Origin of the sequence: Faecalispora anaeroviscerum (genome assembly GCF_947568225.1) — a bacterium.
In the GTDB taxonomy this organism is placed as follows: Bacteria; Bacillota; Clostridia; order Oscillospirales; family Acutalibacteraceae; genus Faecalispora; species Faecalispora anaeroviscerum.
Window position 1 is genome coordinate 2,131,501 of sequence record NZ_CANOOQ010000001.1, and the last position, 20,183, is coordinate 2,151,683.

The window sequence follows — 20,183 nt, forward strand, 5'->3', positions numbered from 1 at the left end:
ATATTAAAAAATAAATCAATTGTCAATACCCGAAATCAAAAGAAAAGTCTTTCCACCTGAGAATCACCCGGCGGAAAGACTTTGGAGGAACATTAGGAAAATTGAAGGCAATGACACCTGGACAATCAACCCGGGGTGTCTTTTTGTATGGCGGCTTCGATCAGCCGCAGGTTTTTCTGCAAACGTTCGTTTTCGGGGCTCAGCTCCGCCGCATTGCGCGCATGCTCCAGAGCCTCGCTGAGGAGCTTCAGATTCCAGCAAGCGATCGAGCACAAATCCTGCGGGGTGTGATCCCAGGCATAGCCCATATTGGCAAACTCCTTAGATTGCTCGCGGATGGAAAGCGCCTGCCGGGTTAGGCAGTACACCAGAGGCCAGTTCTTTTGCTGGTAAGCCATCTGTGCGAATTCCACATAGGGGTCGCGCATTTTGGGTGCTTCGGCGATCGCGCGCAGATACCATCGCGCGGCCTCCTGCGGATTCCCCAGCATATTCCAGGAACAGGCACTCCAGCGCATTGCGGCGCTGCGTTCTTCTTCCCAGCGGGACAGGGCGAGGTACCGCTTCATCGTGTCAATACAGTTCTGCCACTGTTCTTTATACAGATATTCGCGGCCAAGATAATACAGCATGCGGGTATCCGTTGGATTTTCCTCCACAGCGGTTTCCAGCAGGGGCAGGTAAGAGCCCCGGGATTTTGTAGAATCCGGGTAATGATCGAGTACCATGTTTTCTACGAAAACGATGTGCTCCGGCAAAGACCCGATATAAACCAAATACTCATGAACGGGGTAGCTCCATAGGAACTCATGCCGGGAGTGGATTTTCGTGTAATAAAGCTGAAGATCCGGAGAGCCGTCTGCATGATGGCTCCAGTTATATAGGTATTTTGCGCGGGTTGTTTTCGGCCGCCAGCATTCTTCCAAAGCGGCACGCCATCCGGGAGAAAGTATCTCGTCCAGATCGGTGCATACGCAGATGTCGGCATTTTCGGGAACGTGAGACAGCGAGAGATTGCGCGCGTGATCGAACCGCCAGGGCCTGACGGCCTCCTCATACACCACGGCCCCTCTTTCACGCAGACGCTGTACGGTGCTGTCGGTGGACCCGGTGTCGGTTACAATGATTTGATCCGCCTCCCGCATCGAATCCATCCACCGATCTACAAACTCTTCCTCATTTTTGCAAATGGCATAGACGCAGACTAAGTAAGGCGTTAGGCAACTCCCCCTTTGCTGTGGTGTTGAACGCGCGATCCGATATTATCGTATGAGATTTGCCTTGTCCATTATTCCTGCGAGCGCTCTTACATATACTACAATATGTGTAATGCCAATAACCGTAAAAAAAGGGATGTCTCCAAAAAATATTGGAGACATCCCTTTTATTTGTTTTTGCGTTTACGTTTAATAGGATCGTCTATACCTTTGATCCAATTGTTAATATCGATTACGTCAGACCAATGATTACCAAGTTGGCCTGTACCGCCGAGGAACCATAGGTTACCGTAGCACCACTGTTATTAAAAAGAGAGAAAGCGGTGGGAGTTCCTGTTACAGTTAGCAAAACACTTCCGTTTAACTGCAATGTGACAAGGGGGGATGGTGAAGAGGCAAAAACAGATGGAAAAACACTGCCACTTAATACCCTGATCCCGAAGTTTACAGTATCTACCGATTCGACACCATCTGTATTTACCCACCACGAAATAAGATAATTGCCTGGCTGCTGAATAAAGAAAGTTCCGACTCCGGCATTGTAGGTGATATTTGTAGACGGTGAATTGATCACAGTATCAAATAACACGTTAATATTGTTTGCAACTGTTGCGCCGCTGCTTCCCTGAAGCTGAACCTGTAAGCCGTCAAGAACGGCTACTGCGGCAGGTCCAGTCGGGCCTGTGGGGCCAGTGGGGCCGGTGGGGCCAGTGGGGCCGGTGGGGCCTGTTGCTCCTGTGTCACCTGTCGGGCCGGTAGGCCCTGTTGCTCCCGTAGCACCCGTTGCGCCAGTGGGGCCGGTAGGCCCTGTTGCGCCCGTTGCACCTGTTGCTCCTGTGTCACCTGTCGGGCCAGTGGGGCCTGTCGGGCCGGTGGGGCCAGTGGGCCCTGTTGCACCCGTTGCACCAGTGGGACCGGTGGGGCCTGTCGGGCCGGTAGGCCCTGTTGCTCCCGTAGCACCCGTTGCACCGGTTGGGCCGGTGGGCCCTGTTGCTCCCGTTGCGCCTGTTGCACCGGTTGGGCCGGTGGGCCCTGTTGCTCCCGTTGCGCCTGTTGCCCCGGTTGGGCCGGTGGGCCCTGTTGCTCCCGTAGCACCCGTTGCACTGGTTGGGCCGGCGGGCCCTGTTGCTCCCGTTGCGCCTGTTGCCCCAGTTGGGCCGGTGGGGCCTGTTGCGCCTGTGGTACCTGTGGGGCCAGTGGGGCCGGTGGGGCCTGTTGCGCCCGTTGCGCCCGTTGCGCCAGTGGGGCCGGTAGGTCCAGTAGGCCCGGTAGGCCCTGGAATTGGTCGTGGACATGGCGGCGGACAGGGTGGTGGGCATGGGAACGGAGGACAAGGCGGGCAACCGTGATTGCTGTTGCTGCTGTAAATCTTCATTTCAGGGGAAAATGGCGAATCCCCGCCGTCAGATGAGTATCCTCTGTCTGATGACATATGCAAATCTCCTATCTATAAGATATAGGTCTTTCATAAAATAAAGGTCTCTCATAAAAAGATGGCACCCTTTAGTATAATATGAAGATTTGCAAAGGTTGTACCAAAGAAATTCTGCTTTTCAAAATAGGCCCTGCCATACCATATTTGGTGTTTAGAAGTTACCTGCCAGGCTAACCTCTACCGATAAAGCACAAATAATAAAGTAACGCCAACGCTCGGTTGACGTTACTCTTTTTCCGTTTTGCAACGGGCAGTATAATGTTGTGACAGGACTGCTATTCAAATCATTTGCGTTAAGAAATAATGATGACTACTGATATTGGTATTTTAGCTTTGCAATAGAATCGTCATCCTCTTAAGGGATTGTTAGGAACACCGTAACAGCAGCTCCGTTACTCAGCGCCCCCACCCCTATGCTTGTGGTGATTTGTACAGATACGAGCGTTCCCTGCGTTACCACAACGCTTCCAAAGCCAACCGCCAAACAATTAGGTGTTTCAGAGTCGCTTGGGCCATCGATGGTAGCTGTTATGCCAGTGCTCGTGGGATCTTCAAATCCACATGGGCTAGTGTATATTGTTGCTGTAACGGATTCGTCATCTGGTATCGTATTTTCTCTAATATTTAATACCAAACCAACAATCGTTGCATTTACAGGTAACGTAACTGTGCTTCTTGTGAATTGTGATGCAGATGAAGAAGTACCAAGTCCAACCCATCCGCCGCTACTTAAGGACTGGTCTGTTGCCAAATAAATAGTTGTGGCACCTGGACCGATAGGGCCGGTGGGGCCTGTCGGGCCGGTAAGACCTGTCGGGCCGGTGGGGCCTGTCGGGCCGGTAAGACCTGTCGGGCCAGTGGGGCCTGTCGGGCCGGTAAGACCTGTCGGGCCGGTGGGGCCTGTCGGGCCGGTAAGACCTGTCGGGCCGGTGGGGCCTGTCGGGCCGGTAAGACCTGTCGGGCCGGTGGGGCCTGTCGGGCCAGTAAGACCTGTCGGGCCGGTGGGGCCTGTCGGGCCAGTAAGACCTGTCGGGCCGGTGGGGCCTGTCGGGCCAGTAAGACCTGTCGGGCCGGTGGGGCCTGTCGGGCCGGTAAGACCTGTCGGGCCGGTGGGGCCAGTGGGGCCTGTCGGGCCGGTAAGACCTGTCGGGCCGGTGGGGCCAGTGGGACCTGTAGGGCCGGTAAGACCTGTCGGGCCAGTGGGGCCAGTTGGACCTGTTGCACCCGTTGCACCAGTGGGACCGGTGGGGCCTGTCGGGCCGGTAGGCCCTGTTGCTCCCGTAGCACCCGTTGCGCCGGTGGGGCCTGTCGGGCCGGTAGGCCCTGTTGCTCCCGTAGCACCCGTTGCGCCGGTGGGGCCTGTCGGGCCGGTGGGCCCTGTTGCTCCCGTAGCACCCGTTGCGCCGGTGGGGCCTGTCGGGCCGGTGGGCCCTGTTGCTCCCGTAGCACCCGTTGCGCCGGTGGCGCCTGTCGGGCCGGCGGGCCCTGTTGCTCCCGTTGCACCCGTGGCGCCAGTGGGACCGGTAGGTCCGGTAGGTCCTGGGATGGGTGGGCAGCAGGGCGGTGGGCAAGGCGGTGGGCAGGGAAACGGCGGACAAGGCGGGCAACCGTGATTGCTGTTGCTGCTGTAAATCTTCATTTCAGGGGAAAATGGCGAATCCCCGCCGTCAGATGAGTATATTCTGTCTGATGACATATGCAAATCTCCTATCTATAAGATATAGGTCTTTCATAAAATAAAGGTCTCTCATAAAAAGATGGTACCCTTTAGTATAATATGAAGATTTGCAAAGGTTGTACCAAAGAAATTCTCCAATTTAGGTGGCCTGCTGCGTGGTCGGTGATGATGTGAGCTTTTGGCTGCGTGTTCTCCATTCGCCGGTCAGCCAAATTACCAATGGAAGAATGATTTGAAAAGGCAGAGCGTACAGCGGGTAAACCTCAACAAAGTCGAACATCTGCACTGCATCGTCGTAAGAGATGGCACAGAGCATCAGAGTGAACATAAAAATTGGCATGATAATCAGATCGAGCTTGTTGGATGCTTTTAAGATCTTTGCCGCCCCCAAGGTTCCAGAATACAGGCACACGGTTATTTTCGTCAGCCCGGCTACGATAAAGTTAACGGAAATACTGCCCTCTATCCGCGATAAAAAGTTGCCGACCTCCATAATTCTTGCGCAGGAATAGGAAGGAAAATATTCTGCTTCCATTAGCTGCGCACCAAGACAGAGTATATTGCGAAGAACGACTACCAGCAACACCAGAGTAGAGAAAAAAAGCCCATTGAGAAAGATTTTATAAGGATTCGCACGCTTAATCGCGCTGATCAGAGGAAGCAAGATCACACATTCGGCATAGGGGAAAGAAAAAATCTGGTAAGAGCTTTTCATGATTTCTGGCGTAGAGTGCTCCAGAATCGGCAGCAGATTCTGCGGCTGCATATAGGAAGTCGTGGACAAAACGGTGACGATTACAATGATACTGGTAACATACAGGCCAACGACAGACCATTGGCCGATCACCTGAATTCTGCTTTTGCAAAGGTAAGCGCTAACCAGTAAGAGAGAAATCATGATGGGGATCTGAGGGGTTTCCGGCATAGCCACAATTTCCATAAATTCAGTAAAATTTCGTAGAACCACCGCAGCCAGATGCAGACAATACCATACAAACACAGAGATTACGATTCGGCCGGGAATTTCTCCGAACCAGCTGAGAATAGATGTGAAAAAGTCCTGCCCGTCCATTAACTGTATAATTCTGGCGTACAATATATAAACCGGCAGACTGATGGCGGCCCCGATCAGAAGGCAAATCCAGGAATCCTGCTTGGTGCTGGCATTTACACCAATCACTACGCTGCTGCCAAAGGTGAACAGAATTATCATCAGAATCATTTCTCTCGAGGTAAGAGGGCAATCTTGAATGGTTTTCATGGTAGCTTCCTTCCCTTGTTAAATACCGGTTGATTTTTCAACGATCCACGTTATAACGGTTGCGATTCTGGGGAAGGGCACGCTCGTCTGGTCTAGGATTAATACCAGAAAGCAGAACAGGCATACACCCAGATACCAATAGCGCAGCGGCCGCGTCATTAGCTGCCGCTTGGGCAGATAATCCAGCAAGAAAATCCCTGCAAGCAAAAGAGTAAGAATAGTATAGATCAACGGAACGCCTCCTCCTGCTACGACGCACGCGTCATTGCGCTATTTGTCAGGTGTACTTTTACGCTGACATCCACGGGAAGAGTTTGGTAGATCTCGCCCCATTGATCTGAAATCTGCCTCCAAAGCGGCAGGTTTGTGCGGTAAATCATGCACCCCATTCCCAACACATCAGCCTGATACTGTGTTTGTGTCTTTTTTATTACTTGCTCCAGGCGCTCCTTGACCATCTTTTCCGAAGCCTTTGTTACCGTCTCCAGCACGGAGAGGTCGCTGCTTCTGAGACTGTGTGGAAATTCTGCGAAATAGGCCATGATAGAAACACTCAGCTTCATGGTGATTTTTCCATTGTTATTTTCGTAAGACATGGAGGGAATTACCTTTTTGATTTCCAGCGTAATGTTGTGCGGAGTTAACGTTGGAACAGAAAGCGTCAGAACACCGCCGCTGATAGGCTCGTCGATCATCAGCAAATATTTGCTTTCTTCCGCGGAAAGAAAGCCGGCCAACTTGTCATGCTGAAAAACGGCGTTGCCGAAGGATTCTATGTGCTTTTTGTCCGAGCCCGGCTCTGTGGCCAGATAAAACGAAGGCAAAGCTACGTTGATCCCCGGCAGCTTCAGTTCATTATAAATGCGGTAAAATTGCGCGCTGAAGGTCGCGCCTGTAATTTTGGCGTCCTCCCGAATAATCCGGCTGATGTCGTAAGAAATGGCGCCGTTGCCGGCTTCGCTGTTCATCAGCAGAGCCCGCGCGGTATCTTCACGCGATACGATCAGTTGCATGGTTTCACGCATTTCCGAATCTCGCAGCGTAAAGTCCAGAACTGAATCCAGACCATCTTGCTCGGCAATCTGCTGGCTGAGAATAACAATCTGCATATTGCCGAAATACAGCTTGCTGGAAAACTGGCGTTTGGCATTGCGGACTGATTCAAGCATGGAACCGCCTTGTGAAAACACCAGCTTTGAGTGTATTCCTGTCAATTTGCCGGATTGCTGCATATCAATAACCTCAAATGTCATTTGGTACAATCCCTCAGATTTATCGATTGCCACGCCGGCCACAATCGTCATTTCATTGAGGCCCCGGTAGTTCCAGCATCCCGCCAGAGGAAGCAGCAGGCAGGCGGCCAGCAGGGCGCATAACAATTTTCTCATTCCTTTGCCTTTGGGTACGTCTTTTGACGCACCGTATCCCGTCCTATTTTTTTGGGGCGCTGAATCATCAGCCACCACGGCGCACGGATCATCTTATCCTTAACATCCTGAAACTGCAGCTGTGCGGAGGGGGTAAGCTGAGAAACCCCGAACGAATCCAGATTTAGCAGATGGACTAACAGCGCACAGAATGTCAGCATCAGCCCGAAAAGCCCGAAGATGGAGGCGCCCAATAAAATAAACATCCGAATAAAAATAATCGGCGCATTCATTTTGGGCACGAGAAGAGCGGTAATTCCGGTAATGCCCACGACGATAATCATCGGTGCCGCTACCAGCTTGGCCTCAACTGCGGCCTGGCCAATGACCAGCGCGCCCACAATACTGAGCGCTTGGCCGATGTTGGAGGGCATACGCACGCCGGTCTCGCGCAAAATATCAAAAATGATGAGCATAATGAAGGCTTCGGCGGCAGCCGGTAAGGGAACGCTCTGCCGTTCAATCGCAATATTAATCAGAAGCGTGGTTGGCAGCATTTCCTGGTGATATGCCACAATGGCGATGTATAAGCCCGGAACGGTAATGGTCAGAAAAAAACCGAGCATGCGCAGGATGCGTGAAAAAGAGGTGTAGTAGAAGTTCAGATAATAATCCTCGCTGCTTTGAAAATTTTCAATAAAAAGATAGGGCAGCGTCAGAACAACCGGGGTGCCGTCGAGAAAAACGGCGATTCTCCCCTCCAGAAGCCTGCCCGCCACCACGTCGGGCCGCTCGGTGTACCCGGTGCTGCGAAATGGTGAGCGGGAGGAATCGCGGATCAGCTCTGAAATGTAGTTGGTATCCAAAACGCCGTCAATATCAATTTTACGCAGCCTTTCATCCAACAGCTGTAATATTTTCTTGTTGACGATACTGTCCAGATAGCAGACGCAGGCCTTTGTTTGGGTACGTCGTCCGAAGGTGTAATACTTCAGCTTGAGATCCTGCGTGCGCAGCTTGCGCCGCAAAAGAGTCAGGTTGGTCAGAAGGCTTTCGTTAAAGCCTTCGCGTGGGCCGGAGAGGATTTTTTCTGAGTCTGGCTCTGCCACCGAGCGCAGCTCAAATTTTTTTGCGGGCAGAATCACCGCCTGATTGCAGTTTTTCATAAACATTACCGCGTCGCCGTAGGTGATGGCGTCGATAATTTTCTCCCAACGGTTGGTAATTTGTATTTCCATGGCAGTCAGCACCTTTTGAGTCAGAGCTTCAGCGGGGTCGCTAAGCCCCAGGCGCTCCTGCGACTGAATCAGGGGGCGCATCACGCTTTCTTCCAGCTTTGTGGTGTCAACCATACCCTCGCTGTAATAGATCCTGTATTTTTGGGTGGAATGAAAGGCATTTTGAATCTCTCGAGAAACGATGGTATCATTATCACGAAACAGCTCTTTGAAACGCTCGCAGTTCTCCTCCATAGAATCGGTCAGTAGTTCTTCTTCGTTCTGCCCGGCAGAATCAGGCTGCTCAACCTTCTTTTTTATGGCTTCGTCGATTCGGCGCTGTTTATCACTCTGGCTTGGAAAAGGATTCCACAAATCCAATCATCTCCAATCTTTTCCTGGTAACACGAATTTGGATTTATTATAAGCAAACCCTGGCATTCTATACCTGTTTTTCCAGTTTTTCAACCGTTTGTTTCCAGCGGACGAATCCCGCGGGGATTACATTTTTCTTTCCATTCCGCATGCTTTATGGTATAATATAATGCATAAAAAGAACAGATTAGCAGCCCGATCAGGCGCAATTTTGAGCAGTGGGGAGAATCAGGTGACAGTATGTCCATTCCAAGAAACAGAATCAGAAATTTCAGCATCATCGCCCATATTGACCATGGCAAAAGCACACTTGCCGACCGTATTTTAGAGCAGACAAAAGCGGTAGCGCTGCGCGACATGGAAAATCAGCTTCTGGATAACATGGATCTTGAGCGGGAACGCGGCATTACGATCAAGGCGCACGCGGTCACGCTGGTGTACCATGCCCAGGACGAGCAGGACTATATTTTTAATCTGATCGATACCCCCGGCCACGTAGACTTCAACTACGAGGTGTCGCGTTCGCTGGCCGCCTGCGAGGGTGCGCTGCTGGTGGTGGATGCTTCGCAGGGGATTGAAGCGCAGACGCTGGCCAACACCTACCTGGCGCTCGACGCCGGGCTGGAGATTGTGCCAGTAATCAACAAAATCGATTTGCCCAGCGCCGACCCGGAGCGGGTGAAGGCGGAAATCGAAGACGTGATCGGGCTGCCGGCGGAGAATGCCCCCTGCGTTTCTGCCAAGGCCGGCTTGAACATCGATCAGGTGATGGAACGTGTTGTCAAGGATATTCCGCCGCCGGAGGGGGATGAATCGGCACCGCTCCAGGCATTGATTTTCGATTCCTATTACGATTCGTACCGTGGTGTGATTGTGTATGTCCGCGTGAAGGACGGCACAGTGCGTGCCGGCGACGTAATCCACATGATGGCTTCCGGCAGTGAGTTCACCGTAGTGGAGGTAGGCTACCTGCGTGCCACCGGAATGGAACCCGCCGCAAGCCTGTATGCGGGCGAGGTGGGGTATATCTCCGCTGCGATCAAGGCAGTCAAAGAAGCCCGCGTGGGAGATACCGTTACACTGGCCGCCCGCCCGGCAAAGGAACCGCTGCCCGGCTACCGCGCGGCACAGCCGATGGTATTCTGCGGCTTGTACCCCGCAGACGGCGCGCATTATTCCGACCTGCGCGAAGCGCTCGAGCGCCTGCAGCTCAATGACGCAGCGCTTTCCTTTGAGCCCGAAACCTCCATCGCGCTGGGCTTTGGCTTCCGCTGCGGCTTTCTGGGTCTGCTGCATATGGAGATCATTCAGGAACGCCTGGAGCGCGAATACGATTTGGATTTGATTACGACCGCACCCAGTGTTGTGTACCGTATTACTAAAACGGACGGCGAGGTGCTCTATGTGGACAACCCCACCAACTACCCCGACCCCACGCTGATCGCAATGGCGGAGGAGCCGATGACGAACGCGCATATCTATTCGCCGTCGGAATACGTGGGTAACATTATGGAGCTTTGCCAGGAGCGGCGCGGCGTCTTTCTGGATATGAAATATCTGGACACCGACCGTGTGGACATTCATTACACCCTGCCGCTCAACGAAATTGTATATGACTTTTTCGACGCGCTGAAAAGCCGCACCCGCGGGTATGCGTCGTTTGACTATGAGCTGATCGGTTACGAGAAATCGAACCTCGTCAAGCTTGATATTTTGCTCAACGGAGAAATGGTGGACGCGCTGTCGTTTATTATTCACGCGGATAAGGCGTACCCCCGGGCACGTAAAATGACAGAAAAACTGGCGGAGAAAATTCCCCGCCAGCTCTTTGAGGTGCCGATTCAGGCATGCATCGGTGGTCGAATTATCGCGCGCGAAACGGTACGTGCCATGCGCAAAGACGTTCTGGCCAAGTGCTACGGCGGCGACATTACACGAAAGAAAAAGCTGCTGGAAAAACAGAAGGAAGGAAAAAAGCGCATGCGCCAACTCGGCACTGTGGAGGTTCCGCAGGAAGCATTCATGAGCGTTTTAAAACTGGACGAATAGACGAAACGTTCGGACGGAGGGATTATGAGCCGCACACCTATAGGCCTGTATGTGCATGTACCATTCTGCAAAGCGAAATGCCCCTATTGCGATTTTTACTCCATACGGGGCAAAGAAGAAGAAAAAGACGCCTATACCGAGCAGATGAAGCGTTTGCTGTATGCCGCTGCCGCACGCCTGAATCGTGAGGCAGACACCCTGTATTTCGGCGGCGGAACGCCTTCTGTGCTGGGCGCAGACCGAATTGCCGGGTTGCTCGACGCTGCGCGGCAGAACTGGGGTCTTAGCGGGGCAGAGATCACAGTGGAGGTGAATCCCGGGGAATATGAGCCGGGATTTTTCGAAACCCTGCAAAAGGCCGGGGTGAACCGTCTTTCTATGGGATTGCAATCTGCCGATGAGGAGGAGCTGCGCCTCTTAGGGCGCCGCCACTCAGCAGGCCAGGTGCGGCAGGCGGTGCGGGAAGCACAGCAGGCCGGGTTTGACAACATTTCCCTGGATTTAATGCTTGCGGTACAGCGGCAGACAAGGGAAAGCCTGCGGCGGTCGATTGCTTTTTGCGCCGAATGCGGCGTGCAGCATGTTTCCTCCTATCTGCTGAAGGTGGAGCAGGGCACAGTGTATTACAAACGCCGAAATGAAATGATTCTGCCGGACGAGGATGAATCGGCGGAACTGTATCTTCTGGCCTGCCGCGAGCTGGAGCAGGCTGGGTTCCGTCAGTACGAGGTGTCTAACTTTGCCGTTCCCGGCAATGAAAGCCGCCATAATCTGAAATACTGGAATGCGGAGGAATATTACGGCGCCGGGCCGTCGGCGCATTCGTTCCTTGACGGCCGTCGCTATTATTACCCCGGCGATCTGGAAGCGTTCCTTCTGGAACCGCAAAACATCTGCGAGGGTGACGGCGGTTCGCCGGAGGAATACGCCATGCTGCGGCTGCGTCTGTGCGGCGGACTGCGGCAAAAGGAATATCAGGAGCGTTTCGGAAAGCCTCTTCCGCAGGAGTATTTTGAGCGGGCGCGTCGCTATGCGGAACAGGGACTGGTTGTCTGCGATCAGGAAACCATCCGCTTTACGCCAAGGGGCTTTCTGGTCTCGAATGTTCTCATTGCATACATATTATTAGGGTAATAGAAACCGTCTGGAAAACAGAAACAACCGCAAAATGGCAATGCCATTTTGCGGTTGTTTCTGTTTTCTTCTCCTAATCGTGGGAATCCTCCCCATTATTTTTTTTGGGCGCAGGGTAAGGGGGCTTTTCATCTGTCTGCCCTAACAGATAATCAATACTTGTATTATAAAATTTTGCCAAAGCGATCAACGCCGAGCTGGGAATATCCAGCGTTCCGCTTTCATACCGAGAATAGGTTGCCTGATTAACATTCAGCATCTCTGCCAGCTGCTGTTGAGTGAAGTCATAGTCTTCCCGTAAATCTTTAATTCTCCGATACAATACTCTCACCTCATAAGCATTTTACTTTATGCATTTTTTGCATATTGACTTTTATGCAAAAATTGCATAAAATAAAGTTGAGGTGAAAAGCATGCCTGATTACAAAGCCATGTACTATTCTCTGGCCGCTCAGGTCGCAAACGCAATCGAACTGTTAATAAGCGCGCAGCAAAATGGAGAAGAATCGATATTGGAAGAAACCAGCCCTGTATTAATGCTTTATCAAACGAAAATTCCAAAGATACCGATAAAAAAGGAAAGACCGAGTATGAAAACCCGATCTTTCCCGTTCAATGAAAGCGGAACCTTTATGTTGGGCAAGAATTACGCGTTTGCAAGAGCCTTGCCCAGATTTTTGCAGTTTTCAGCCGCTTCCTCATCCGGAGCCTCATTTGTGATCACAGTCCCGACAACCGGTACGCCATCACCCTGCAGGTCGCTGTCCCAGGTTCTCATCCACTCGCCGTCTCCCCAGCCGTAAGAGCCAAACAGAGCTACCTTCTTGGAGGAGAGCTTCTCTTTGACAGAATCGAGCATAGGCTCGAATTCGCTTTCTTCCAGCTGCTCCGCGCCCATAGAGGGGCACCCGAATGCGATGTGCTCAAATTCATCGGCCAGCTCGGGGGTGAATTCTGCGGAAGTATAAAGCGAAACATCCGCTCCGGCTTCCCGAGCGCCATCCGCTACCAGGTTCGCCATTGCTTCTGTATTTCCTGTACCACTCCAATAGACTACTGCCAATTTTGCCATAATCATTCACTGCCTTTCGAGTTTTTCTTTATACTGATCTTCAATCAAAATGGGGAATTGCGATTGCTGTCTCCCTTTTTAATCTCAGATTCGTATTATCATTAAGCAGCGACGGTCAGCTGAAGCACCGACCTTCCGCCGCAAAACAGCTTGGTATAAATTGCCCTGCATTTATCGATTTTTGCAAAAAAACGTTTTGCTTCGATTTCGTTGTGATATACTTTCCAGATGCCGCAGCATTTACAGTTGCGACCCTGATTTTTAATGAATTCCGCCACATCCTCGATCGGATAACCTAAAAACAGTCCGATTTCGTGGGGGAAGGATTGGGTCAGCGCAATTCGCCGCCTCAAGTGATTCAGACAGTCCGGTAAGCTACCCTTGGGGTAACCGTATTGGTTCAAAAAACGGATCGCCTCCGGGTGGCTCAAATCCGCCGTCAACGCAGAGGCACGGTAAACATAAATCAGTGCGCGGGCGGAGCTGTCATACAGCAATTCCAGGTATATGCCGCGTGGGTTCAGAATTTGATTCCAATATGAAATACAGTCCAGTACCGTATCTTTCTCTTCGCCAGAATAGCTGAAAAGGCTCGCCGTTTTCAGCCCGGCCAATGTGGATGCGCAATATTCTACTAAATAACGTTCCAGCATGATCCGATCATACCCTTCGTAAACAGGATTCGGCGCTTGGGGAATTTTCGGTTAGCAGCAATGCTCCGCCAGAATGTTTTTCAGTGCGCAGGAACTGCTGCTGTGAGAACGCACAACCGCCGTGCCGGTATTTTTCGTCATCTGAAGCGCACTATACACCATTTGGTGCGATACCGTGCTGGTAAAAAGAACCAGAAGATCGGGGCAGCCAATTTGTGTCTTCATATTTGCCGGCTGCTGCGTAAACACCTTGGCTTTACAGTTGAACTGCTTACATATGTCTTTGTAAGTACAAACCATGCGGTCATGGCCCCCAATAATGACAACACTCATACTTTTCTTACCATCCTTTCCTTTTAAAAACTGATATGGAATTATGTATCTCGTTAGTTAGTCTTGTCTAACTAACGGTTCAAACAATAGAGTTAGCATCGCTAACTCTATTGTAAAATCGAACCGGTTGTTAGGGAAAACAAATCAACAGGAAAATTGCGGCTCACTTTTTATGGTGAGCATGCTCCTGTTCCGGGCTGCAGCAGTTGCAGCTTCCGCTGCACCCACTGCACCCACCGGATTTATGGGTACGGTAGGTTTGGTATGCAGCAAAAGCGATCCCTGCAAAAACAATGATAGAAATAATTACAGTAGCCATAATTTACGCAGACACCTTTCTATTTAATCGTTTGCCCTCAGAATTTGTGTCGGCCGGTTTGCGTACTAAGAGATAAATCAGCGCGGCAATCAGAACAAATGCTACCGCGGTCCAGAATCCAAATCCGCCGCCGCTCAGCAGGCTGCCAGTCTGGTAAATGATGAGCGCAATCACATAAGCAAACAAGGTCTGATACCCCACGGAGAATAGGGTCCATTTTGCGGAACCCAACTCAGTGCGGGCCGCACCCATTGCAGCGAAGCAGGGAGCGCAAAGCAGATTGAACGCGAGGAACGCATAGGCAGCCAGAGGAGAAACAGCAGCCTGCAGATTGCCCCATACTTCCGCGCCATCCTCGGCAACCTCAGCGAAACCGAACAGAATACCGAAGGTGCCAACCACGTTTTCTTTCGCGATCAGGCCAGTAATGGTGGCAACCGCAAACTTCCAATTGTCAAAGCCAAGCGGGGCAAACAGCGGGGCAATTGCGTTGCCAAGCGTCGCCAACATGGAATCCTCAATGTCTACCATCTGCATACTCCAGCTGAAGGTGCTGAGGAACCAAACCAGAACGGTAGCCAGCAGAATAATTGTAGCAGCCTTTTTGATGAAGGACTTTCCACGATCCCACATGTGAATCAAAACGCCCTTCGCTCCTGGCACGTGGTAAGAGGGAAGCTCCATAACGAACGGAGCAGGATCGCCGGAAAACACATGGGTCTTTTTCAGAATAATACCGGAAGAGATAATCCCGAAAATCCCAAGAAAGTAAGCGGAGGGGCCAACCCAAGAGGAATCGGGGAACATAGCACCGGCAATCAGCGCGATAATCGGCAGCTTGGCACTGCACGGAATAAACGTTGTGGTAATAATCGTCAGCCTACGGTCATGGTCGTTCTCAATGGTACGGGAAGCCATGATGCCGGGAACGCCGCAGCCGGTGCCGATCAAAATCGGTATGAAGGATTTACCCGACAAGCCGAAGCGGCGGAAGATACGGTCCATAATGAACGCAATACGCGCCATGTAGCCGCAGTCTTCCAAGATAGCAAGGAAGAAGAACATGGTGAGCATTTGAGGTAAAAAGCCGAGAACGGCGCCCACACCGGCAAGGATACCGTCTACAATTAAAGAAATCAGCCAGTCTGCGGTTTCCAAAGAGACAAGGAAGCTTTCAATGGCGGGCGGAATCACGTCACCAAACAGGGTGTCATTTACCCAGTCGGTCATTGCGGTGCCAACGGTGGAAATAGAAATATAATACACAAACCACATTACCAGCGCGAAGATTGGCAGAGCCAGAAAACGGTTGGTGACAATACGGTCGATTTTATCGGAGGGAGTTAGGCCAACCAGCTTTTTGTGGTAGGATTTCTGAATTACCTTGGCAATATATTCATACCGCTCATTCGTGATGATCGATTCGGTATCGTCATCAAGCTCGGTTTCACACTTGGTAATGATCGTTTCGAGCTTGGCACGATCCGCTTCGGAAAGCTTGGCCTCGGCCAGCATTTTCTCGTCCCGCTCAAACAGCTTGATAGACAGCCAGCGCTTGGGCGCATTTTTCAGCGCAGCAGGAAACTGCTGAGTAATCTGCTGAAGAGCTGTTTCCACCTGATTTCCAAAGGTAGCGGCAATCGCGTGGGGCTTCTGCTCCGCAGCGCTCAAAGCAACAGAAATCAGCTCTTTGGTACCTTCCCCCTTCAGAGCGGAAATTTCCACCACCGGGCAGCCAAAAGCATCGCCGAGCTTTTTAGAATCAATGGTATCGCCGTTCTTGCGGACAATATCCATCATATTCAAAGCCAGAACCACCGGCAGACCCATCTCCACCAGCTGAGTGGTCAGGTACAGGTTGCGCTCCAGATTGGAAGCATCCACCAGATTGACGATGACATCCGGATTTTCATGAATTAAGTAATTGCGGGTAACAACTTCCTCCAGAGTGTAGGGAGAAAGGGAGTAAATACCAGGCAGGTCGGTGACGATAACGTCTTTATGTCCCCTGAGCTTTCCTTCCTTTTTCTCAACCGTTACTCCGGGCCAGTTACCCACATACTGAGATGATCCGGTCAACTCGTTGAACAGAGTGGTTTTACCACAGTTCGGGTTGCCCGCAAGCGCTAATTTTATAGACATGTTTCGTTCCTCCTCGTTTTGATGCGGAAGTCTTGACTAACACCGTGCCGCCTGACGACCCACTATATGGGCATCCGGTCATTCCACTTCAATCAATTCCGCGTCCGCTTTGCGCAGGCTCAGTTCGTAATCCCGAACCTTCACTTCAATCGGATCCCCCAGCGGGGCAACTTTACGCACGAAAACCTGGGCGCCTTTCGTAATGCCCATGTCCATAATCCTGCGTTTCACGGCGCCGGTTCCGTGGAGCTTTACCACGGTAACGGTTTCCCCGAGCCTTACCTCCTTCAACGTCTTCATCAAGCCTCAACCTCTTTCCTTATATTCATATCATGATTCGATTTGCCATAGATTTATCCAGGGCTACTCGTGTATCTTTGATATTTAAAATCATGTTGCCGGCAATCTCGCTAATCACCGTAACGCTCTCGCCCTCTACAAACCCCAAAGTAGCAAGGAAACGGCGAACTTCATCTTTGCCGGTCACTCTTTTAATCAAATTTTTTTCTCCAGCTTTAGCCATTGTCAGCGGCATATGAATACCTCCCAGGCAAATTGTATTTTGCCGTCTTCGGTTTTATGATTAATCGAACAAAGTTAGCGAATACTAACCTTTTGCGTATTTAGTTTATCATAGCTAACGAAACATGTCAATTGCCTGTCAGTAATATTTTGCGATAAAAGTCAACAAAATGCGGCTTTTTGGAGCGTTGTAAAAAGTGCAGGTTTATGGTATAATAGCCGCAAACGGCTATTATACTATTAATTTACAAATATACCACAACGGCGCGATGCCCCTATGGTATAAAATAACGATTTCGAAAGGGGGAGTTTGCGTGAAAATACAGGAATCCGCGGAAAATTATCTGGAGACGATTCTGGTCCTGAAAAACCTTAGGGGAGATGTTCGTTCCATTGATATTGCCAATGAAATGAATTTTTCCAGGCCCAGCGTGAGCCATGCGATGAAACAGTTTCGAGAGAATGGCCTAATTACGATGGATGATACCGGATACATTGAGCTGACGGAAAGCGGCCGAGAGATTGCGGAGCGAATCTACGAAAGGCATACCCTGTTATCGGAATTGTTGATGACTCTTGGCGTGGAGGAAACTGTTGCCAAGGAGGATGCCTGCCGCCTGGAGCATGCGATCAGCGCAGAGAGCTTTCAGAAGCTGCGGGAATACTGGAACCGTCACCAGAAAGCACGCGATGATGCGGAGCAGCGCCCCACCGGGGAATGAATGCTGTCCCGGTTTATAATATGAAACGAAAAGAGAAAACTCTCCGCTTTGTCCGCGGAGAGTTTTTTGCGCCCTGAACTGCCCAATTCTACCGCCCTACCCCTTCCCGATATGCGCACGGTATCTTCCCTGCCTGATCGGATTCCGACCGCTCTTTTGGACAGCAACCGGTAATTTTGTTTTCAACAATTTGTTAACTCACAGTTGAAAACGTTTTTCGTTCTACTATTTGTTTCAAAAAACGGCCGGAACCGAACCCTCGGTACCGGCCGTTTGCTCGCGTTCGCTTACTGCGCCGCGGTTTGCAGCTTCTGCATGGTGTACCAGTGTTGCAGAACCAGTTCCGCAACAGCCGGGTCGTACATCACGCCGATATTTTTCTCGATCTCATACCGGCAGGTTTGGTCGGACAAAGAATCCCGGTAAGCACGTTTGCTCTTCATTGCGTCAAACGAATCGCACACGGCAATAATACGAGCCTCCAACGGAATCTGTTCACCGGAGAGTCCATTGGGGTAGCCTGTCCCGTCATAGCGCTCATGGTGGCACCACACAATATAGGCAATATCCTCTGTGGAAGCCGACTGCATTAGCATGCCCGCACCCAATGCCGGATGCTGCTTCATAATGACCCATTCCTTCATTGTAAGGCTTCCATTTTTTTGAAGAATTGCATCGGGAATACCAATTTTGCCGATGTCGTGTGCGCTCGCGGCCCAATACACATTCCTGCACTGCTCGGAGGGAAGCCCCAGATGGTGGGCAACAAAATAACTGGTGCGGGCCACCCGAAGAGAATGGCAAACCGTGTAAAGATCGTGATCACCAAGCATTTGTGTCTGACGTTTTACAATCTCGTAGTAATCCTGAGCAGGTGTTGAGAAATTCGCTTCCATGCTGAAAACCTCATAATTAAAGAGTATTTCATAATCTGTCGGATAGTAAAACATTCTGTACAACAAGGCAGAAACACCCCAAAAGGGATGCTCCTCATTGATTATTCCCGATTGGATCGGGAATAATCACGCAGCGGCCACCTGTACTCTAAAATATAGATCAAAAAACAGCTTTCTATACACATATCTAAAAACAGTTTTATGTTTCTCCGGAAACCGAACTGTTTTTAGAATCGACCCGCTCCGCCGCCGCTGCTTCCGCCGCCTCCGCCGCTGAAACCACCACCGCCGCCAAAACCGCCGCCGCCACCAAAGCCTCCGAAACCGCCGCCGAACCATCCACCGTGGTCATCGTGATCATCGTGATGATGGTCGTGATCATCCGGGGGTGGGAAGCCGCCGGGCCGATTGGAACCCCACCGGTTACCCCACATGCTGCCCATTAAAAACGGCCAGAACCAGGAGCCGCCGCGAGAATACCCGCCGCCGTATCCGCCGCCATACGGGGGGTATCCGCCATACCGGCGCCTGCGGGAAAAGATGGAGCTGAATATAACAAACAGGACGATCAGCATGAAAATTGATCCAATCATACTGCCGGAGCCGCCGGAATGGGTGCTGTGCTGTTGATTCACTCCGCCGCCGCCCTGGTACTCTGCGGCAGGATCTGGAAGGGCTCCGGCAGTACTGGAAATAGAAACATTGTAATAACTTTCATACCAGTTTACCAGCGCGGTAAACATTTTCTGAACACCCGCGTCGTAATCCTTTGCGGCAAAATTCGGCTCCAGATATTCGTTGAGCATCTGCTTCAACACGCCGGCGGACAAATCATCTTCAATCCCATAGCCGGGAATCACACGGTAATTGTCCTCACCAATTGCCAGCAACAGCAAAACGCCGTTGTTCTTTTCTTTAGAGCCGATCTTCCACTGATTAAACATTGCATAGCCGTAATCAGAAATATCTGCGTTGTCCAGAAAATCCACCGTCGTTACGACAATCTGCCCGCCGGTTTCCTGATTCAGCTTTACATTGGCAGACATGATGCCGTTCTTCGTGGCGTCACTGAGCACACCGGCAAAATCATTCACGTAAAACTGACTGGTTGGCTCCGGTATGCTGATCTCCGCCGAAGCAGGCAGAGCGAACAGCACCGACAAAAGCACCGTTAGTACCAAAAGCACACTGACGCGCTTTTTCATTTATTTCCTCCTGTCATCGTATACAGCTCGAGAGGCTTTACCCCAACGGCAGACGCTACGGCGCCGCCGGGAGTCGCCCTCAGAACCTTATCATTAAAATTCTGCACCAGGCCATTGTAACCATCGTAGCTGATCGACGCAGCCCGAGATTTGAAATCGTACTGCAGGCGGGTACGATAGTCTGCGTCCTTCTGCGATAGATACTGTCCCTCAAGCGCATCGTATACCGACTGAAACGCCGAATTCAGATTCTGATCCGCCTGGTATTTGGCCGAGGGAGTCTGTGCGCTGCTCAGCGCATCCGCCGCCTGACGCAGCGCCACGATACGCGCATCACTGGAATCCAGATACCGCCCGGCCACTGTAATCAGGTTTCCCGAAAGGGATGCCCGCGATTCCAGATAGTGCGAAATTCCCAGTCCGTCTCCGCGCGTTCCCTGCGTAAAGGTCTGTTCCGTCTGCTGGCGCAGGGACGACACCGACCGCACTGAGCCAAGCAGAACCGACAGCACAACTGCGGCAATCATAATAATCCACGCGGTACGGCGGTTTTTAAGCCATTCCATGGTTTCCTCCTGAAAAAGTC

The 20,183-nt window shown here is 51.3% G+C and carries 21 protein-coding genes; 3 read left to right on the forward strand and 18 right to left on the reverse strand.

Going from position 1 to position 20,183, the window contains the following annotated elements:
• Positions 1 to 125: 125 nt before the first annotated feature.
• The 7 genes from QOS46_RS10570 to QOS46_RS10600 all read right to left on the reverse strand — a co-directional run bounded on the left by QOS46_RS10570 (position 126) and on the right by QOS46_RS10600 (position 8,550).
• Positions 126 to 1,256 carry a tetratricopeptide repeat-containing glycosyltransferase gene (locus tag QOS46_RS10570; protein ID WP_408611475.1) on the reverse strand — a complete coding sequence of 377 codons (1,131 nt, stop codon included), beginning with the start codon at positions 1,254 to 1,256 and terminating at the stop codon, positions 126 to 128.
• Between the two features lie 193 nt (positions 1,257 to 1,449).
• Complete coding sequence (locus QOS46_RS10575; protein WP_408611476.1) at positions 1,450 to 2,592, reverse strand: collagen-like protein; 1,143 nt, start codon at positions 2,590 to 2,592, stop codon at positions 1,450 to 1,452.
• Positions 2,593 to 3,007: 415 nt separating this feature from the next.
• Positions 3,008 to 4,348 carry a hypothetical protein gene (locus tag QOS46_RS10580; protein ID WP_283609567.1) on the reverse strand — a complete coding sequence of 447 codons (1,341 nt, stop codon included), beginning with the start codon at positions 4,346 to 4,348 and terminating at the stop codon, positions 3,008 to 3,010.
• A 121-nt stretch (positions 4,349 to 4,469) separates the two neighbouring features.
• The gene (locus QOS46_RS10585) at positions 4,470 to 5,591 is read right to left on the reverse strand and encodes a GerAB/ArcD/ProY family transporter (RefSeq protein WP_283609568.1); all 1,122 of its coding nucleotides are present in this window, start codon (positions 5,589 to 5,591) and stop codon (positions 4,470 to 4,472) included.
• 18 nt (positions 5,592 to 5,609) lie between these two features.
• Complete coding sequence (locus tag QOS46_RS10590; protein ID WP_283609569.1) at positions 5,610 to 5,822, reverse strand: hypothetical protein; 213 nt, start codon at positions 5,820 to 5,822, stop codon at positions 5,610 to 5,612.
• A 17-nt stretch (positions 5,823 to 5,839) separates the two neighbouring features.
• Positions 5,840 to 6,979, reverse strand: a complete 1,140-nt coding sequence (locus QOS46_RS10595) for a Ger(x)C family spore germination protein (protein ID WP_283609571.1) — start codon at positions 6,977 to 6,979, stop codon at positions 5,840 to 5,842.
• Positions 6,976 to 8,550, reverse strand: coding sequence for a spore germination protein (locus QOS46_RS10600; RefSeq protein WP_283609573.1), 1,575 nt, complete (start codon positions 8,548 to 8,550; stop codon positions 6,976 to 6,978). The genes QOS46_RS10595 and QOS46_RS10600 overlap by 4 nt, the downstream gene beginning before the upstream one ends.
• 240 nt (positions 8,551 to 8,790) lie before the next feature.
• On the opposite strand from QOS46_RS10600, the gene lepA reads away from it, so the two are divergent.
• The gene (lepA, locus tag QOS46_RS10605) at positions 8,791 to 10,599 is read left to right on the forward strand and encodes a translation elongation factor 4 (protein WP_283609575.1); all 1,809 of its coding nucleotides are present in this window, start codon (positions 8,791 to 8,793) and stop codon (positions 10,597 to 10,599) included.
• Between the two features lie 24 nt (positions 10,600 to 10,623).
• Entirely contained in the window at positions 10,624 to 11,733 is a 1,110-nt protein-coding gene (gene hemW / locus QOS46_RS10610; RefSeq protein WP_283609576.1) for a radical SAM family heme chaperone HemW, read from the forward strand.
• A gap of 73 nt (positions 11,734 to 11,806) precedes the next feature.
• Here hemW and QOS46_RS10615 read toward each other — a convergent pair whose 3' ends face one another.
• The 8 genes from QOS46_RS10615 to QOS46_RS10650 all read right to left on the reverse strand — a co-directional run bounded on the left by QOS46_RS10615 (position 11,807) and on the right by QOS46_RS10650 (position 16,787).
• Complete coding sequence (locus tag QOS46_RS10615; RefSeq protein WP_283609578.1) at positions 11,807 to 12,055, reverse strand: helix-turn-helix domain-containing protein; 249 nt, start codon at positions 12,053 to 12,055, stop codon at positions 11,807 to 11,809.
• Positions 12,056 to 12,379: 324 nt separating this feature from the next.
• On the reverse strand, positions 12,380 to 12,805 hold the full coding sequence (locus QOS46_RS10620; RefSeq protein WP_283609580.1) for a flavodoxin: 426 nt from the start codon (positions 12,803 to 12,805) through the stop codon (positions 12,380 to 12,382).
• Positions 12,806 to 12,906: 101 nt separating this feature from the next.
• Positions 12,907 to 13,458 carry a DUF3793 family protein gene (locus QOS46_RS10625; protein WP_283609582.1) on the reverse strand — a complete coding sequence of 184 codons (552 nt, stop codon included), beginning with the start codon at positions 13,456 to 13,458 and terminating at the stop codon, positions 12,907 to 12,909.
• A 51-nt stretch (positions 13,459 to 13,509) separates the two neighbouring features.
• On the reverse strand, positions 13,510 to 13,791 hold the full coding sequence (locus QOS46_RS10630; protein ID WP_283609584.1) for a DUF2325 domain-containing protein: 282 nt from the start codon (positions 13,789 to 13,791) through the stop codon (positions 13,510 to 13,512).
• Between the two features lie 163 nt (positions 13,792 to 13,954).
• Entirely contained in the window at positions 13,955 to 14,110 is a 156-nt protein-coding gene (locus QOS46_RS10635) for a FeoB-associated Cys-rich membrane protein (RefSeq protein WP_283609585.1), read from the reverse strand.
• Between the two features lie 3 nt (positions 14,111 to 14,113).
• Positions 14,114 to 16,252: a ferrous iron transport protein B gene (gene feoB / locus QOS46_RS10640; RefSeq protein ID WP_283609587.1), complete on the reverse strand. Its 2,139-nt coding sequence runs from the start codon at positions 16,250 to 16,252 to the stop codon at positions 14,114 to 14,116.
• A 78-nt stretch (positions 16,253 to 16,330) separates the two neighbouring features.
• On the reverse strand, positions 16,331 to 16,552 hold the full coding sequence (locus tag QOS46_RS10645; RefSeq protein WP_283609588.1) for a FeoA family protein: 222 nt from the start codon (positions 16,550 to 16,552) through the stop codon (positions 16,331 to 16,333).
• Between the two features lie 25 nt (positions 16,553 to 16,577).
• Positions 16,578 to 16,787: a FeoA family protein gene (locus QOS46_RS10650; protein ID WP_283609589.1), complete on the reverse strand. Its 210-nt coding sequence runs from the start codon at positions 16,785 to 16,787 to the stop codon at positions 16,578 to 16,580.
• 301 nt (positions 16,788 to 17,088) lie between these two features.
• Between QOS46_RS10650 and QOS46_RS10655 the strand changes: the two genes are divergently transcribed.
• Positions 17,089 to 17,496, forward strand: coding sequence for a metal-dependent transcriptional regulator (locus QOS46_RS10655; RefSeq protein ID WP_283609590.1), 408 nt, complete (start codon positions 17,089 to 17,091; stop codon positions 17,494 to 17,496).
• Positions 17,497 to 17,783: 287 nt separating this feature from the next.
• Here QOS46_RS10655 and QOS46_RS10660 read toward each other — a convergent pair whose 3' ends face one another.
• The 3 genes from QOS46_RS10660 to QOS46_RS10670 form a co-directional block, all read right to left on the reverse strand.
• Complete coding sequence (locus tag QOS46_RS10660; RefSeq protein WP_283609592.1) at positions 17,784 to 18,392, reverse strand: HD-GYP domain-containing protein; 609 nt, start codon at positions 18,390 to 18,392, stop codon at positions 17,784 to 17,786.
• 227 nt (positions 18,393 to 18,619) lie between these two features.
• Entirely contained in the window at positions 18,620 to 19,597 is a 978-nt protein-coding gene (locus tag QOS46_RS10665) for a TPM domain-containing protein (protein ID WP_283609594.1), read from the reverse strand.
• Positions 19,594 to 20,163: a LemA family protein gene (locus QOS46_RS10670; RefSeq protein ID WP_283609595.1), complete on the reverse strand. Its 570-nt coding sequence runs from the start codon at positions 20,161 to 20,163 to the stop codon at positions 19,594 to 19,596. The genes QOS46_RS10665 and QOS46_RS10670 overlap by 4 nt, the downstream gene beginning before the upstream one ends.
• Between the last annotated feature and the right edge of the window lie 20 nt (positions 20,164 to 20,183).